Below are 16,705 nucleotides of genomic sequence, written 5' to 3' on the forward strand. Positions count from 1 at the left end.
ATGAGCCCCCGGATACGCTTACTTACCGTTCTCCTTTTTCTCCTTAGCTACAGCCGCTTACAAGCGCACGGCTCTCCCCTTGATGAGCAGCTTAACCCAGGCAAGGCGCTGGATGCCATCAACATGACGATGGTTCACGATGTGGTGAGTCCGCCGGTGGCGGGGCGCTACTATGCCTACAGCATGCTAGGGGCCTACAGCATTGTGGCAACCCACAACAAAAGCTTACCGTCTCCGCAAAGCTTCGTCAAAAGCTTCCCTCCTACGCTCCGACTCGACACCATCACGGCCAAGTACGACTACCGGATAGCCGCATACTACAGCATCCTGGAAACCGCCCGGCTGCTGCTGCCCTCCGGGGAAAACCTGGCCGAGGAGCAGGCTAGCTTTCTACAAACACTAGAGAAAAAAGGCGTTAAACCCAGTCTGCTGGCTCAGTCGGTGAAGGTGGGAAAGCTAGCTTCGGCAGCCGTTGTGGGCTTCTCCAAAACCGACAGCTATGGTCGGCTGAGTGCTCTGAAGCGCTATACGCCGCTCAAAGCGGAAGGCATGTGGTACCCGACGCCGCCGGCCTACATGGAAGCGGTGGAACCCAACTGGAAAACCATTCGCCCGATGATCATCGACTCGGCCAATGCATTTCGGCCGGCCCCGCTCACGCCCTTTAGCAAGGATACCACTTCGGCTTTTTACCAACAGGTGAAGGGTGTGTACGACATTTCGAAGCGGCTCACGGCCGATCAGTTGCAGATAGCTCAGTTCTGGGATTGTAACCCCTTCGCGGTCAACACGTCGGGCCACATGTCCATTGGGTTCAAAAAGATTAGCCCAGGCGGGCACTGGATGAACATTGCGGCGCTGGTTTCCAAGCAGGCAAAGCTAGGTTTTGACAAGACTGTTGCCGTACTGTGCGTGGAGGGCCTCACATTGATGGATGCGTTCATTAGCTGCTGGGAAATAAAATACGACACCAACCGCATCCGCCCTGAGACTTACATCAACCGGTACATGGATGTGAAATGGCAGCCGATCTTGCAAACGCCGCCCTTCCCCGAGTACACCAGCGGGCACGCCGTGATTTCCAACGCCTCGGCCGAGGTGCTCACCTACCTTTTGGGCGACAAGCTAGCGTACATCGACAATACCGAAATTCCCTTCGGTAGCGGCGAGCGGCCGTTCACTTCCTTCCGGCAGGCAGCGGCGGAAGCTTCCGTGTCACGCTTCTACGGCGGCATTCACTACATCGAAAGCATCGACAACGGCAACGCGCAAGGTAAAAAGATAGGCAGCTTCATCGTCGCAAAAATGCGGACGGCCGGCTTCAAGCCTTTCACTACGGCCGCTGCCGTAGGCTACAGCAAATAGCGTCTTCCTGTAAGCCATTATTTGTTCTTCTTTTGCCTGAAACGCCAACGCCTCCTGAGCTTCAGGAGGCGTTGGCGTTTCAGGCAGAAAGCTAGGTTATGCGTCTAGCACTTTGTTTCACTCTCTGATTGAATGTGCGCAAGAGACACCTAGGTATCTAATTGATTAAGAACAGAAAACGATTTTTTAAGCTCAACTGAATCAAGAAAATCAACGGCTCGACCACAGATTCAGGCGTCTGAGGGCCGTATAAGTGGCTGTAAGCTGCTAGTGTTCATGAATACCGATCAGTCACGGCCCACGTCTGGATTTACGCCGCCATCTGGCATGGCGCAGATTGTTGAGCGAAATATTCAGGCGCTCTTGAAGCGCCAGCAAACCGAGGAAAAGCAACGGACCTGGCAAAACAAGCTGGCCGATACCGTCACGTCCTTCACCGGCAGCATGAGCTTTGTGTTCATCCACTTGGCTTTGTTCGGCGTCTGGATTATCTGGAACCTAGGGTGGCTCGGTCTGAAGCCCTTCGACCCGTCGTTTGTGGTGCTGGCCATGTTCGCCTCCGTGGAAGCTATTTTCCTCTCCACCTTCGTACTGATTAGCCAGAATCGCATGGCCGAACTCGCAGATCAGCGGGCCAACCTAGACTTGCAGGTGAGCCTGCTGAGTGAGCACGAAATCACGCGCCTGATTACGCTAGTGACGAGAATTGCGCAGAAGATGGACATTCCGGAAGCGCAAGATCCGGAGCTTAACGAGCTAGCCGGCAATGTACTGCCCGAGAAGGTATTGGATTCCATACAAGCGAATGAGCAGCGCTTCGCTGACGATAATTCAGCCGCCGGAACAAACAAGTAACAACCAAGCGGCTACAAGTACGACAGCCACCAGTAGGTGTGCTGCTGCTTAAAATTGCGGTACCACCTGCATGGCCAGTATAAGGCTAGAATGAGCAGCGCCCATGCCACATAAGCGCGTAGCAGACTAGAATGATACTCTGCGGGCAAGTCTTTGGCCTGCGTAAAACTTAGGTCCACGGGTCGGCCAAAGGCGAGTGAGGTCCAGATGGCGGCGCCGATGCTATTAAGCAGTAGGTGCAGCAAGTAATAGAAGAACGGCACCTGCCCAAACGTGCGCAACCACTGACTTAGGCGGCTGGTGGCCGTTTCTACACTGCTGAGCAAGAGCAAGGCGACGCCGAGCGTCAGACATAGAAACAGTAGCGCCGGTGGGTACTTTGTGATGTTCACGAACGACAGCACCGTGTAGGTCAGTCCGCGCGGCTGCACAGCCCACGGCGTAGCGTTACCGTACACATTAATGCCCCGCAATACGACAAACAACACCAACAGCGCAATACCCGCTAAGCGTAAGCGCCGCTGCCGGTCCGGTAGCGGCAGTTGGAACCACGGCCCAATTAGGTAGCCAGCTAGCATCACCGCAAACCACGGCACCAGCGTGTAGGCATTTAACAACGGCGGCAAGCCTGGCAGCGGAATGAGCGATGGACTATTGTGCAGTAAGGCTAGTGCCGCATCGGCGGGGGTCTTAACCGCAATAGTGGGCAGCAGGTTATGGCCACCTATTACCACCACGGTTAGGGTCGTCAGCAGCCACCGCGGCAGCCAAATCAGACCCGCCAGCAGCACCATCGACCAGCCAATGGCCCATATAACTTGCAGCAGGACAAACTGGTAGTGATAGCTCCATTGCAGCAGCAAGTTGACTACCAGCACTTCCATCACCACCAGCCACAAGCCGCGGGTAATCAAAAAGCGGCTAACTGCCCCGCGGCTAGGTTGTTTGAGCGCGTAAAAGTACACGCTCGTACCCGACAAAAACACGAAAGTCGGGGCGCAAAAATGGGTAACCCAACGGGTTAAGAACAGCCCAACAGACGTTTGGCTGACGTCTTCGGGCTGGATCAGGGTCGGGTTCCAGAACTCCCGCACATGGTCCAAGGCCATCACCACCATCACCAGCCCGCGTACAATATCAATGGCTTGCACGCGCGGAAAAGCAGTGCGGCTAGCTCTGGTAGGCGGCGGCAGTGTCGTGGTTGGCTGCATGGGTAACTCCCGGTTTACGTTATCATTCTCAGCGAAGTGAGTACCTCGATCGGTGTCTGACAAGGTAGCAGATTTCATCAGAATAATTCCCTGGATTGAGCCCCGAAAGCAGCTAGCGTTTGCAGCCGACAGCCAGCGACAACGGCTTGCGCAGCTGAGCCTTAGAAGGCCTCGGGCAAAAGCGAGCTTATCGCGCTAAAAAGTTTGAAATGGCTTCGCCGATCTCCTGCTTTTGCGCCGCTGTAGCGCCGTCCCACACATCATTGTGAATGGTAGCGGGAAGCTTTACAATCTTGATTCCGAAGGCTTTCTGTTCAGCAGCGGTTGGCAGCACGCCTTCGTCAGCCACTTGGTCGCTGGAGCGGATGGACAGGATGCGTGGGTGGCGCGTGCGTGGCAACGGCATGCGGCGGTTATCGAGCGAAATAACCTTTTTAACCAACTGAGGGTGCTCGTGGGTAAACAGCATGGCCATGTCGCCACCGTTGGAATGGCCGACGAGCAGCAGGTGTTGCTCGTCTAGGCCTGGGTAGCGCTGCTGCAACTGCTGGCGTACAAACAGCATATTTTGCACGCCTCGCTCCCAATTGGGCCGACGTGTTTCGCGCAAATTACCGGTGTTAGCATTAGGTTCGTCGGTGGGCAGTTCGTGCTGAATACTCGCCACAAAGTACCCGTGCGCCACCAGTATTTGGGCAATGAACGAATAATCCGTGTTTTGACCGCCATAGCCATGGTTGAGCAAGGCTAGCTTGCGCTTCTTCTTCTTGCTTTTTGCCGCGCTTACGTTAGCAGCCGGAAAGTACAAAGTGACCGGCACGGTGCGCTCACGCGCCTCGTCGAACAGAGTCAACGAAACTGTTGGCGGAACGACTTGGGCATAGGTATTCATGGTCGGCCATGCCACAGGGTGCGGACCTAGCTTTGGTCTGCTGACGTACGTAGCCGTCAGCAGACCACACCAAAACGTAGCAGCTAGCTTCCAAGCAAGAGAATAGCTCATCCGCAGCAAGTTACGCTTGCACGCGACAAACGCTACTTACTTGGCTGCCGGAGTACCGGCTCGTGCTACCACCGCAAACAGCGGGTCGCTGCGGCGAGGCTTGGGGCTACGGTCGAGCAGTTCGAGGTCGTGCCAGTTGCCAGCGGCTTGCAGAAACTGCGCGACGAGTTGCAAGTGGCCGTGGTCGTCGAGGGCGTGCCAGGCGGCAATGGCTTTGGAAGGAAAGCAGCGATTGGAAAACGTAATGACCAACGGCGCCTCGGGCCGCAATACCCGACCTAGCTCGCGCAGCACTTCCACCGGCTGGGTCAGGTAGTCGATAGAGACGCAGATGGCGGCCCCGTCGAAGCTGCCTGCTTCGAACGGCAGTGTCGGCTGACGATTTAGATCCTGCACCACGTACTCATTCAAACGCGGATTAGCGCGCAATTCAGCCTCATTCATTCCTAGGCCAACGACTCGCTGGTACGCCACTTCGGCGGGCAGGTGGCTCACCCAACTGCTCATCAGATCCAGCAAAGTGCCGTTGGCCGGGAAGTACTCGCGGTAGAGCTGCGTGACGGCCGTAATGGCCCCTTCATCAATGTGCGTCACGAAACGCGGCACTTGGTAGAATTGGGCATCGGGCGACTCGTCTTGGCGGCGGAACAGGTTTTGGGGGAACGGCTGGTTGGCGTTGGAGTTCATCAGAAGAGGTTGGGGAAGAGTCGCAAACGGCGGGGCGCGCTTACGTTGATACGGCAGAACAACCTGCTTTGCTTCCAACAGGTTTGCCACGCTGGCCTAGCTTTTCATTTCAAGTAGGCGGTTGTCGGAATCAATCCAAGAACTGCGTACCAGTCAGCTCCTCGGTGCGCTGCCAGAGCGTACGGGCATTCTCCAACGTATTGAAGGAATGTTTGACGGCTTTCGGCTTCTGCTTCACGTAGTAGCCACCGCTGATTTGGGCCACGCTCGGGTCGGCCGCCAGGAAGATGGACGTGGCGGCTCCTTGCTCAGAGGAAATCATGAACGGTCGGCCGAGCCGCATGACAATACCTAGCCAGCTGTCACCATCGCCCGCAAAGCTAGAAGCTACTGCGCCGGGGTGCAGCGCGTTGGTCGTCACGTTCTGAATGCCGTGCGCGCGCATCCGGCGGGCTAGCTCCTGGGTAAACATGATGTTGTAGAGCTTGGTGTTGCTGTACATGTACATCTGGCTATAGCCCTGCTCCTGTTGCAAATTATTCAAGTCGGGGTTGGCAAGACGGTAGCCCGCCGACGATACATTGACGATACGCGCCGCCGGACTTTCCCGCAGCTTGTCGAATAACAGCGCGGTAAGCAGGAAAGGACCTAGGTAGTTGGTAGCCAGACCCGTTTCGTAGCCTTGTGGCGTGACTTTGCGCTCTTTACTTGGCAGCAAACCGGCATTGTTCACCAAGATATCGAGGCGTGAGTAGCGGTCGTTGAACTCGGCAGCGGCACGGCGTACTTGCTCTAAATCAGCTAGGTCAGCGAGCAGCACATCCACGCGGTCGTGCCCGGCGGCTTGCTGGATGGCCGCGCGCGTAGCTTCGGCTTTGGCCGCATTGCGAGCCAGCAGAACTACGTGGGCACCACGTTGGGCAAGGGTGCAGGCGGTTACTTCGCCAATGCCGGAGGTAGCGCCGGTGACGAGAACGATTTGATCTTGCAGGTCATTCATGGAAGCAGCATACGAAGGTGATGCCCTAGCTGACGCAGCAAACGCGCAAATACTTTAAAACGACTACTTGCTAGCAGCAAGCTAAGCTAGGTTTCCTGCTAGCCGAACGATCCGGCAGGCGCTACTACTTCCTGACGTACGAAGCCCGCATGACCTAGGCAACCTCCCCTGTTATGTCTAGCTCGCACACAGCCTTTATCCTTTGAAGAGCGAGGTTCGTATTGCGTAAGCTAGCAACGACCAACTGCCAGTAACTAGCAGCTCGTAGCCACTTATGCCCAAGGATATTCAACCGTACACCACCGAACCCCACTGGAAGCGCACGGCTTACAGCGTCATTTTTGAATCAGACACGCCGGCAGGACGGGCTTTTGATATCGCCTTGCTCGTGGCTATTGTGCTGAGCGTGTTGTCGGTGATGCTGGAAAGTGTGCGTTCTATCGATGCCCAATACGGCTACTACTTGCGTATCATAGAGTGGGGGTTTACAGGCCTGTTTGCCCTTGAATACATTGCCCGGCTAGTCGTGGTGCGCCGCCCGCTAACGTACGCTTTGAGTTTGCTGGGCATCATTGACTTCTTGGCCATTGTGCCAACGCTGGCCACGCTGGTGCTGGCGGGCAGCCGCTACTTGCTGGTTATTCGCACGCTGCGGCTACTACGGGTATTTCGCATCTTCAAGCTAGGACAGTTTGTGGGCGAAGGCGAGTTTATCGTGACAGCTCTCAAAGCGAGCCGCTTCAAGATTCTGGTATTTCTCACGGCGGTATTCACCCTCATTGTCGTGGTGGGCACGCTGATGTACGTGGTGGAGGGCGGTAAAAACGGCTTCACCAGCATTCCCAAAAGCGTCTATTGGGCCGTCGTCACCGTGACAACGGTAGGGTACGGCGACATTTCGCCAGTTACGGTGCTAGGGCAGGCGCTAGCCTCGGTGCTCATGATTATGGGCTACGCCATTATTGCGGTGCCCACCGGCATCGTATCGGCCCAAATGGCTACGCCACGCTCGCCGGCTGCCCCCGCGCCCCTCTACAAACAGGTCGTTTGCCACGTCTGCCAGGCCAGCGACCATCGCCCCGACGCGGAATATTGCTGGCGGTGCGGCGAGAAGATATAGGCTAAGTTTTCCCGCATCGCCTTGCTGCAATCTGCCCTTAAGGGCAGATTGCAGCAAGGCGAACAGGTCCGGTCACGAATTATTTTTTCAGTAACCAGTTGATTGCAGCACCTTGATTCTCTGGCAGTGGCACCTTATCGTTCTTGTTGGCTGTTGAAGCTATGGTAATGCTGCGTCCTGGAACCTCAATATAGAGGCGGTCACCTGTTTGATACACCTTCCTAAACTCCGCTAAATCTACTTCGGGGCTGTTGACTAGCATCGTCGGCAGCAACGGTCTCTTACTCCTCACTAACGTTAGCTCGGCGCCTGTGAACTGATAGGTCACATCCGACGCACAACCTGCTTTTTTGGCAAGTACTAGCGTGATGCTAGCTGGCAAGGCGCTGCCTGCTACATCCACTTCCTGGTTGTTTTCTAACGCTTTCAGAACGGGAACCGAGCAGTTGCTTTGAGCAAGAGCCCAACCGCTGGACAATGATAACGCGAGGACGAAAGACAGCTTTTTCATTGGATTAGGTGGGTATAAATGGAAGAATAAACTAGAACCAGCTAGGCCAACATACAGCAAAGCAGAGGCTTACACGTGTAGCAACCCTAGCTTATGCGCAACGCTGTTCTTTACTAGTTATTTTCCGTTCCTCGCCAAGCCCTCCCCTTTTTCCCGTAAGCTTTTTGTTTTACCCGTCAGCAGATGATGAACTGGCTAGGCTAGCTTCCGCACGACTTTCACTATCACAAACGCGCGCTTGTGAGGCACGCCGTTGTGGGGAGAAGCTATACCCTAGCTTCTTTCTTCCTCTTTTTACTGCGTTCTGGCTATTGCAAGGGCCAATTAACAACAACTGAATAGCTGAGCGTCTCCCCTCCTTCTTCTGGCTCTGCGTCGGCAGTGGCTTCTTCCGTGCTGCCTTCTACTTCAATAACTAGTTGATCACCGGGCTGATATACTTTTTTGAACTCGGTGAGGTCTACTTCTGGCTTATTGGTTTTGATTGCCGGCAACACGAGTGTTTTTTCGCGCACCAACGTCAGCTCCGCACTCTTAAACCGGTACGCAATCATAGACGCGCAACTCGTATCGCCTACTAGCACCAGGCTAAGCGACGAAACCAGTGGGCTATTCTTCATGTCTACTTCCTGCCCATTCTGATACACTTTCAGCTCATAGTCAGAGCACTTCGTTTGCGCAAAGGCCCAGTTGCCAGAAGCTAGCATTGCGAGAAGAACAATCAGCTTTTTCACAGACGGAAGTAGTATAAAAGGCAGAAGAAAGTAGACGAGAGCCGCAAGCCACAGAAGTTGCCAGAGCCGTCTGAAGAACCTAGCTTCATTTGCGGCACTAGTCAATCTGACTTGCTTCCCCGAAAGTAAATAGTTTTTCTTTACATATTGAAAATAATATCTGTCTACTTCACAGCTCCCCTTGGCTTAGCTGTTACTTCAACCCCTTCGCCACTTCCACTACTTCAAAGTCTGAGTTCGTCGCAAACAAGGACTTCAGAATTGGGATGTGGCCTTGCCCGAAAATGACCAAGATGGCTTTGTCGGTAGGCTTTACTTGGCGCAGAATATTAGCGTAGATGTGCAGGTTGGTGGAATACCAATCGGTGAGCAGATCAATGCCGGGGTACTCATTGCCCTCCCCAACGCGGGCTAGGTATCGGGTATAAAAGCCGGCATTGGTATCAAGCGCTTCAGGCGAGTTGACGTACGTGAGGAAGTCCTTGAGCGGCAGCTTCAGGATCTTTTCATTTGCCTCGGCCATGTAGCGCTTGGCGTACGCATCGAGGTTCGTGAGCAGCTCTTCCTGGTGGTGCTGCTTGGCAAATTCCATTGCCTTATCCGAATCGAAACGACCACGGTAGTTCACGGCCGTAAGGTGCGGCAGTTTGAGCTGGCGAGCCGTTTGAAAACCCAGCTGGTCAATCTCGTTGGACTCGAGCTTGTATCGTCCTTGCTGATACGCCTGAAAGGTACTATCCAGCTTATTTTGACGAAGCGAGGACCATTCAATGCAAATCTGCTCGGGGCGGAAGGCAACGAGTTTCGCCACCACAGCCTGCACTTGCGACTGACGCTGGGCCGAAGTCAGGTCTACCGCGGCGTTCTTGTACATATCCGTGGTGGAGGGCGTGAAGTGCATGGTACCTAGCAGCATAATCTTGGTGCGCGGCTTCGCAGCAGGCGTTTGCGCAGTGGCAGTTAGGGTTAGCAAGACCAGTAACCACGTCAGCAGGATAGGTTGAAAGTGTTTCATGGAGCAGGGAAAAGAGAAGTTGGAATAGCACGCTGGCAAGCAGGCCTAGGTAGCCAGTATCAGCACAATAGATTCTTGCAGCGGCTCTACAGTTGCCTGATCCTTACTACGCCCCCTCCTACTTTGCGACTATACCAGCAAAATACCCGTGGCTGCCCGGCTATTTTGCTAGGTAATTCGACCTCAGCAGCTAGGTTTTCGTATTGCCCTATCAACCTTCAACTCTCGCTGATCCTGTTATTTATGGAAAAAGTAGCCCATGGCGTCACTCAGCTGACCATTCAGCGCTTTGTCAACGTGTACTTTGTAGAGCCCGATACCGCTGGTAAATGGGTGCTCATCGATACGGGCCTGCCTGGCAGCGCCAAAACCATCATTGCCGCCGCCGACGAGCTGTTCTACCCCGGTAGCCACCCCGAAGCCATCCTGCTCACCCACGGCCATATGGACCACGCTGGCTCGGCGCAGGAGCTAGCCGAACACTGGAAAGTGCCCATCATTGTCCATCCCGCCGAACTTCCTTTCCTCACTGGCAAAGCCGTGTACCCACCCGCCGACCCCACGGTAGAGAATGGTGGTTCCCTCGCTTTCGTGAGCCGCTTCTTTCCACCCCAATCGTTCCAACTCACTGATTATGTGCAGACCCTGCCCGAAGATTCGGAGCCGCCCTTTATGCCGGGCTGGCAATGGCTGCACGTGCCGGGTCACGCGCCGGGCCAAGTAGCCTTCTTCCACCCCTCCGACAAAACCTTGCTCGGCGCCGATGCCTTCGCCACGGCCAACCATGAGTCGGTGCCCTCGCTGCTGCTACAAAAGCCGCAGATCAGCGTGGCCGGCTCCCCTTTCAACTACGATTGGGAGGCGGTGCACGCTTCGGTAGTGGAGCTAGCCAACCTAGAGCCGCAGGCCATTGGTTGCGGCCACGGCCCAGTCATCAAAGGGCCAGAAGCCGCTGCTGGCTTAACGGCCTTGGCTCGCAATTTCCCCACGCCCAAGCATGGCCGCTACGTATCGGAGCCGGCGCGCATCGATGCTGATGGCGTGCAGTACTTACCACCCGTCCCCCAGGACAAGCTGCCGCAGCAAGCCGCCATCGTGGGTGCGGCCACCGTGGCGCTGATCGTTACGGCCGCCGTGCTAATGAACAACAAGAAGAAAAGCGGCAGCAAACCCGCTTATACCAACGTCCAACACGGCTTCACACGCCTCACCCAAACGGGTCGCGAAGAGCGTGGCGTGAAAGAAATCGAATACGACGAAGAGTAGCGAATACCTGATTAGAGGAGTAACTGAGTAATGGTGTCCAACTACTTACTCAGTTACTCCTTTTTCTTTAGTCATCATCACCGCCTTGGCCTTTGCCCATTTCTGCGCTGATGAAGTAAGCACCGCGGCGCACCAGTTGCGTGGTATCAGCGATGGGCTCTAGGGGGGTGATGGCTATGTCGCCGTCGATGGTGGAACCGGTGCGCACTTTCACCCGGCGGAAAGTAGCGCGGCCATTGTCGGCTTGCTGCGTACGCGCGAAGGCGTAGCTGAACTCACCAGCTTGTACCAGCGCATCTTCGGGCAAGGTCCGCTGACGGGCACCAGCCGTCTGAATGCGGGCCGCCACAAACTGACCCGGCAGCAAATCAGAGCGTTCGGGCTCTAGGTGGGCATGCACGCGCACGGTGCGGGCCTCGTCGTCAAAGGCTTTCCCAACTAAAAACACGCGGGCTTTGAATTGCTCATCTGTGCCACGGTTTTGCACCGTGAATAAAATGGGCTGCCCCACGCCTACTTTGGCCACATCCTTCTCGAACACCTTCAGCTCTAGGTGCAAATCGTCGCGGTTTATGATTTCTACCAGCACGTCCTGCGGGTTCACGTACTGACCCGGATTGATATTAACGGCCTTCACCGTGCCGCTGATGGGCGTTGTGAGCGATACGCTGCTGGCAATGTACCCTGTGTTGAGCCGCTCCACCGACAGGCCTAGCAGGCGAACTTGGGCAGCCAATGAGCGTTCAGCGGCTTGTTCGCTAGCATAATCGGCGCGGGCTTGTTGAAGTTTGCGCTTCGCGCCTACATCTTCAGCATCAAGTACTTGCTGACGTTGTAGCTCTTCCTTTAGGAACTGAACCCGCGCCCGAGTCTGCAAGTACTCCTGCTGAAGCTTGAGGTAATCGGGGTGGCGCAGCACCGCTACGGTGGCACCCGCCTTGATGGGTTGGCCGGGCAATGTATTGACAACTTGCACGTAGCCGCCCATCATGGCACTGATGGAAACCCGGTTCTGAGGAGGCACTTCAATGGAGCCGTTGGCCTGCACTTCGGTGGTCATGTTTTGCCACTGAAAACCACCTACTTCAATGCCCGCGGCCCGCTGCTGAGCAGCTGAAAGCTGAATTTGATCAGGGTTGGTGGCCGGGGCTGCGGCGGGTGCTTTAGCAGCCTCAGGCTGCGCAGCTATGCTGTCGGGCGACGAGCAACTGGCTAGCCCCAGTGTCGCACCAAGCAGCACCGCAGCAGATAATTGACTGGATATAACGAACAAGTTCTTCATGAAAGCAATTGCTGTGCGCTAATGAGCAACAGACGACACTTAGCTCATTGACTATCGACACTTGCCAAAGTCTGCAAGCTGATTACCAAATCGTTGTACTGCCGCACCTGCCCTAGGTAGTTCTCCTGAATCTGCCAGGCCGGCTCGGTGTTCACCACATACTCTACGTACTCGATGTCGCCCGCGCGGTATGTTTTTTCGGCAGTATCCAAGATCAGACGGGCCTGTGGCAAGGCGCTTTGCTCGTAGTAGCGCAACGAGGCCTGTGCCCGCCGAAGCTGCTGGAGCAGAGCGCGTCGCTCGCTGGCAAGCTGGGTAGTGGCGTAGGTGAGTTGACCTTCAGCCACTTGCTGCCCGATGCGCGCCGATGATATGCGCGCCTTTTGCACCCCGCCAATCAGCGGCACGGCTAGCCCTAGTTGCGCGACTTGGTACCCATTCACCCGGTTGATACTCTGTACAAAGTAACCAGCGCGCAAATCCGGCAAACGCCGCAGCTGCTCCACGCGTAGCTGCTGCTGACTCACCGTAGCCTGCTGACGCAGCAGCCCCAGCGTGGGGTTGGTGTCAGGCGACAAGGCGGCGGTATCGGTGGGCGCGAGAGCAACGACCAACGCCGCGGCGGTATCTACGGCCACGGGCGCGCCGGTGCCGAGCAGCTGCCCTAGCTGCTGGCGCTGCACTCCTAGGTCGGAGATGAGCGTAAGCAAGCGGTTTTCCACTTCTTGCAGCCGAGCCTCTGCTGACACTTGCGCCAGCCGATTGGTTTCGCCCACTTGGTAACGGACGCGGGCCGCGCGGGCCGCACGACGGTACAAGCTGTCTTGGCGCCGCAGCAGCGCAACGCGGCGGTAACTTACCAGCACCTGGTAGTAGTTGCTCCGGATGGCTTGCGTCAGCTCGCGGCGCCGAATGCGGGCTTGCTGCTCGGCCGTGAGGGTTTGACCTTCTAGCAAGCGTCGTTGGGCGGCATATAGGGCAGGAAAGGCCGCTTGCTGAATAACGTTGAAGCTGCGGTCGTTCAGCGGCCCCGAGATTTGCCCATACTGAAAGTCGACCGTGGTGCGCGGCAGGTCGTTGCCGGAGCGAACGAGGGCACGCGCCTGCTCGGTCTGGAGGGCCGCCGTTTGCAACGACAGATTTTGCCCTAGCCCCGTTTGCAGCGCCTGCTGAAGCGATAAAGTGCCCGAAGAGGGTTGGCCGGCGGTGGAGGGCAACGTATTTTGTGCGTGCGCCGTTTGCAGCAAGCTACCTGCGGTGAGGAGCAAGGCAATCATGGTGAAGGCTGGCGCGGAGCTAGGGGCACCCGTTTCGGCCGCATCCTTATCCCGTTGGGTTTTACGGGCAGCATCCACAGGGTTCGGCTCGCCATCTTTGGTGAACAGCGTGTAGAGCACCGGCAGCACCAGCAACGTGAGCAGGGTAGCCGAAATCAACCCGCCAATAACCACTGTGGCGAGCGGCTTCTGCACCTCCGCTCCCGCCGACGTAGATAGCGCCATGGGCAGGAAGCCCAACGACGCCACCGATGCGGTAAGCAACACCGGCCGGAAGCGCTCGGCTGTGGCGCGTAGCACCCTGTCAGTCACTTTCTCTACGCCCTCCGCCGCTAGCTCATTTAAGCTAGCTACCAGCACAATACCATTCAGCACGGCCACCCCGAACAGGGCAATGAACCCCACGCCCGCCGAAATGCTAAAGGGCATACCACGCAACCACAGCCCCAAAATGCCACCGATGGTAGCTAGCGGAATACCCGTGAAAATCAGCAGCGCCTGCTTTGCCGACTGGAAGGACAGGTACAGCAAAAAGAAGATCAGCAGCAACGACACCGGCACCACGATAGCAAGGCGCGACTTGGCTTGCTGCAAGTTCTCGAAGGCACCGCCGTACTTAAGGGTGTAGCCCGTAGGCAGCTTCAGGCCAGCACCTAGCTTCTGCTGAATTTCTTCTACCAAGCTCTGCACGTCGCGGTTACGCACGTTCACCCCAATATTAATCCGCCGCCGGGCATCATCGCGGGACACTTGCACAGGGGCGTTGCGATAATCCACGGCGGCTACTTCTTCAAGGGGCACTTTCTGCCCGTTGGGCGCGTCCACGTACAAGTCGCGCAGGTCCGTGAGGCTGCTGCGGTGGGCGGAATCGAGGCGCATCACGAGGTCGTAGCGTCGCTCGCCTTCGTACACATCGCCGGCCACATCGCCGGCGAAAGAGGCGCGCACCAGCGTGTTCAAGTCGGCCACGTTCAGGCCATATTGGGCTAGCTTCTGCCGGTTGTAGGTCACGCGCATCTGCGGCAGCGAGGCAATCTGCTCCACCTTCAGGTCGCCCACGCCAGCCAAAGGCCGGATGAGGGCAGCAGCTTGATTGGCTTTTGCAAACAGTACCTCTAGGTCGTCGCCGTAAATCTTAATAGAGATGTCCGACTTCACCCCCGAAATCAGCTCGTTGAAGCGCATCTGAATAGGCTGTTGGAACTCCATCGTCACGCCGGGCACGTTGGCGAGAGTCTGATCCATTTTGTTGGCTAGGTCCTCGCGCGAATTGGCACTGCTCCACTCGGCGTGGTCCTTCAGCACCACAATCTGGTCACTGTCTTCGAACGACATAGGGTCAGTGGGAATTTCCGACGTCCCGATCTTACCAACCACCTGTTGCACTTCCGGGAACTGCTTGAGCAAGATCTTCTGCACCTGCGTGGTAGTAGCAATGCTCTGGTCGAGTGAGCTGCCAGGCGGGAGGGTCACGTTCACGGCGAAGTCACCTTCGTCGAGCTGCGGGATGAACTCGCCTCCCATACCGGCAAACAGCAAACCACCTACTACCAGCAGCGCCACTGCCGTGCCCACTACCAGCCAACGCACCTTCAGGGCCCGCTGAATAAGGGGATTGTAGCCGCGGTGCAAAAACTTCATGATACGGTCGGCCAAAGTGCCTTCCTCCTCAATGTCTTTCCGCAGCCCCCAAGCCGTAACGGCCGGCACATAGGTGAGGCACAGCAACATGGCGCCAACAATGGCGAAGCTTACCGTCAGGGCCATGGGCCGGAACATCTTCCCTTCGATGCCTGTGAGGGCCAGAATAGGGAAATACACGATGAGGATGATGAGTTGCCCAAATAGCGCCGAGCGCATCAAGCGCGTCGCAGCGGTTTTGGTGATGTCGTCCATCGTTTCGTGCGCCGCTTGGCTCCGCGTGTGCACGAGATGGAAAATAGTGGCTTCTACGATGATAACCGCTCCATCCACGATCAGGCCGAAGTCGAGGGCTCCTAGGCTCATCAGGTTGGCCGATACGCCGAACAGGCGCATCATGCCGAGGGCAAACAGCATGCACAGCGGAATCATGGAGGCCACCACCAACCCCGCACGCCAGTTGCCGAGCAGCAGCAGCAACACCGCCATCACAATTACGCCGCCCTCCACCAAGTTGCGGCTTACCGTATGAATGGCTTTATCAATCAGCTTGGTACGATCCAGAAAAGGCGTGATGGTCAGACCAGCCGGCAGGGTTTTCTCAATCTCGGTCACCCGCTCCTTTACCCCTTTGATTGTCGCTTCGGAGCTAGCCCCTTTGAGCATGAGCACGATACCGCCTACGGTTTCGCCGCTGCCGTTGCGGGTCATGGCGCCGTAGCGCACGGCGTGCCCGTAGCGCACATCGGCCACATCGCGCACTAGCAGCGGGGCGTTTTGGCTAGCCTGCTTCACTACGATGGTACCAATATCAGCCAGCGACGTTACGCGTCCTTCCCCACGGATGAAGTAGGCATTGTGCCCGCGTTGCAGATAAGCGCCGCCCGTGTTGGCATTATTCTGCTGCACGGCAGCAAACAGCTCGGGCATAGTCACCCCAGCGGCCGCCAGTCGCTCGGGGTTAACGCTCACCTCGTACTGCCGCACGAAGCCGCCAAAGCTACTCACGTCGACGACGCCCGGCACGCCAGCCAGCGCCCGCTTCACGACCCAATCCTGCACGTCGCGCAGTTGGGCTAATGAGTACTTCTTCTCGTATCCTTTCTCGATGCTGATGCTGTACTGAAAGATTTCACCTAGCCCCGTCGTGATGGGAGCCATGCTCGGCACCCCTAGCTCAGGGCCGAGGCTAGCTTGCGCGGCGGTGAGTTTCTCCGCAACAAGCTGGCGCGTGCGGTACGTGTCAATATCATCCTGAAAGACAACCGTAACCACTGACAACCCAAAGCGCGAGATGGAGCGAATTTCCGTCACTCCTGGCACGGTGCGCAGCTGCAATTCCAGCGGAACGGTAATCAACTGTTCTACCTCCTGCGCCGCCAATGACGACGACTGGGTGATGACCTGCACCTGGTTGTTGGTGATGTCTGGAATGGCGTCCAGCGGCAGGTGCATGGCCGAATAACTGCCCCACACAACCAGCGCCATAACCAGTATGGCCACGAACAGCTTGTTGTGAATACTGGCCGCAATAATTCGTGAAAGCATAGCGAAAAGGAAAGCAAAAAAGCAGACTGCAATTCCCCCAGCGCATCCTATCTCTGCTGAAATTCAGCAAGATGCGCCTGGCAGATTGCAGAACAAGCCGGCAAGTTAGGCCGCGCAAGCTGCTGCTGCAATCGAATCGACTCGCTTTAAGCAAGACTTAAGATTGTGCCGACCTAGCTTCGCCAAACGG

Annotated in this window: 13 protein-coding genes; 4 read left to right on the forward strand and 9 right to left on the reverse strand. The window is 56.5% G+C overall.

Translation table 11 applies throughout. The annotated features are described in order from the left end of the window. Both SD425_RS17995 and SD425_RS18000 read left to right on the forward strand, forming a co-directional pair. On the forward strand, positions 1-1,365 hold the full coding sequence (locus SD425_RS17995; protein WP_324671345.1) for a vanadium-dependent haloperoxidase: 1,365 nt from the start codon (positions 1-3) through the stop codon (positions 1,363-1,365). Positions 1,366-1,641: 276 nt separating this feature from the next. After that, positions 1,642-2,220 carry a DUF1003 domain-containing protein gene (locus tag SD425_RS18000; RefSeq protein WP_324671347.1) on the forward strand — a complete coding sequence of 193 codons (579 nt, stop codon included), beginning with the start codon at positions 1,642-1,644 and terminating at the stop codon, positions 2,218-2,220. An 11-nt stretch (positions 2,221-2,231) separates the two neighbouring features. Here the strand turns inward: SD425_RS18000 and SD425_RS18005 are convergent, their stop codons facing one another. The 4 genes from SD425_RS18005 to SD425_RS18020 form a co-directional block, all read right to left on the reverse strand. Then, positions 2,232-3,509, reverse strand: coding sequence for a DUF1624 domain-containing protein (locus SD425_RS18005; RefSeq protein ID WP_324671348.1), 1,278 nt, complete (start codon positions 3,507-3,509; stop codon positions 2,232-2,234). Positions 3,510-3,618: 109 nt separating this feature from the next. Further along, positions 3,619-4,434: a serine aminopeptidase domain-containing protein gene (locus SD425_RS18010; RefSeq protein WP_324671350.1), complete on the reverse strand. Its 816-nt coding sequence runs from the start codon at positions 4,432-4,434 to the stop codon at positions 3,619-3,621. A 36-nt stretch (positions 4,435-4,470) separates the two neighbouring features. Next, the gene (locus tag SD425_RS18015; RefSeq protein ID WP_324671351.1) at positions 4,471-5,211 is read right to left on the reverse strand and encodes a class I SAM-dependent methyltransferase; all 741 of its coding nucleotides are present in this window, start codon (positions 5,209-5,211) and stop codon (positions 4,471-4,473) included. A 40-nt stretch (positions 5,212-5,251) separates the two neighbouring features. Then, positions 5,252-6,121 carry an SDR family oxidoreductase gene (locus SD425_RS18020; protein WP_324671352.1) on the reverse strand — a complete coding sequence of 290 codons (870 nt, stop codon included), beginning with the start codon at positions 6,119-6,121 and terminating at the stop codon, positions 5,252-5,254. A gap of 274 nt (positions 6,122-6,395) precedes the next feature. Between SD425_RS18020 and SD425_RS18025 the strand changes: the two genes are divergently transcribed. Next, complete coding sequence (locus tag SD425_RS18025) at positions 6,396-7,241, forward strand: ion transporter (protein WP_324671354.1); 846 nt, start codon at positions 6,396-6,398, stop codon at positions 7,239-7,241. A gap of 79 nt (positions 7,242-7,320) precedes the next feature. Here SD425_RS18025 and SD425_RS18030 read toward each other — a convergent pair whose 3' ends face one another. The 3 genes from SD425_RS18030 to SD425_RS18040 all read right to left on the reverse strand — a co-directional run bounded on the left by SD425_RS18030 (position 7,321) and on the right by SD425_RS18040 (position 9,501). Continuing rightward, positions 7,321-7,752, reverse strand: coding sequence for a hypothetical protein (locus SD425_RS18030; protein WP_324671356.1), 432 nt, complete (start codon positions 7,750-7,752; stop codon positions 7,321-7,323). Positions 7,753-8,060: 308 nt separating this feature from the next. After that, positions 8,061-8,486 carry a hypothetical protein gene (locus SD425_RS18035; protein WP_324671357.1) on the reverse strand — a complete coding sequence of 142 codons (426 nt, stop codon included), beginning with the start codon at positions 8,484-8,486 and terminating at the stop codon, positions 8,061-8,063. A gap of 193 nt (positions 8,487-8,679) precedes the next feature. Beyond that, positions 8,680-9,501 carry a DUF5694 domain-containing protein gene (locus SD425_RS18040; protein ID WP_324671358.1) on the reverse strand — a complete coding sequence of 274 codons (822 nt, stop codon included), beginning with the start codon at positions 9,499-9,501 and terminating at the stop codon, positions 8,680-8,682. A gap of 243 nt (positions 9,502-9,744) precedes the next feature. Here SD425_RS18040 and SD425_RS18045 point away from each other — a divergent pair, with 243 nt between their 5' ends. After that, entirely contained in the window at positions 9,745-10,767 is a 1,023-nt protein-coding gene (locus SD425_RS18045) for an MBL fold metallo-hydrolase (RefSeq protein WP_324671359.1), read from the forward strand. 67 nt (positions 10,768-10,834) lie between these two features. On the opposite strand, the gene SD425_RS18050 is transcribed toward SD425_RS18045, so the two are convergent. Further along, the gene (locus SD425_RS18050; RefSeq protein ID WP_324671360.1) at positions 10,835-12,049 is read right to left on the reverse strand and encodes an efflux RND transporter periplasmic adaptor subunit; all 1,215 of its coding nucleotides are present in this window, start codon (positions 12,047-12,049) and stop codon (positions 10,835-10,837) included. Positions 12,050-12,093: 44 nt separating this feature from the next. Continuing rightward, the gene (locus SD425_RS18055; RefSeq protein ID WP_324671361.1) at positions 12,094-16,515 is read right to left on the reverse strand and encodes a CusA/CzcA family heavy metal efflux RND transporter; all 4,422 of its coding nucleotides are present in this window, start codon (positions 16,513-16,515) and stop codon (positions 12,094-12,096) included. Positions 16,516-16,705: the final 190 nt, after the last annotated feature.

This window comes from Hymenobacter sp. GOD-10R (assembly GCF_035609205.1).
Lineage (GTDB): Bacteria > Bacteroidota > Bacteroidia > Cytophagales > Hymenobacteraceae > Hymenobacter.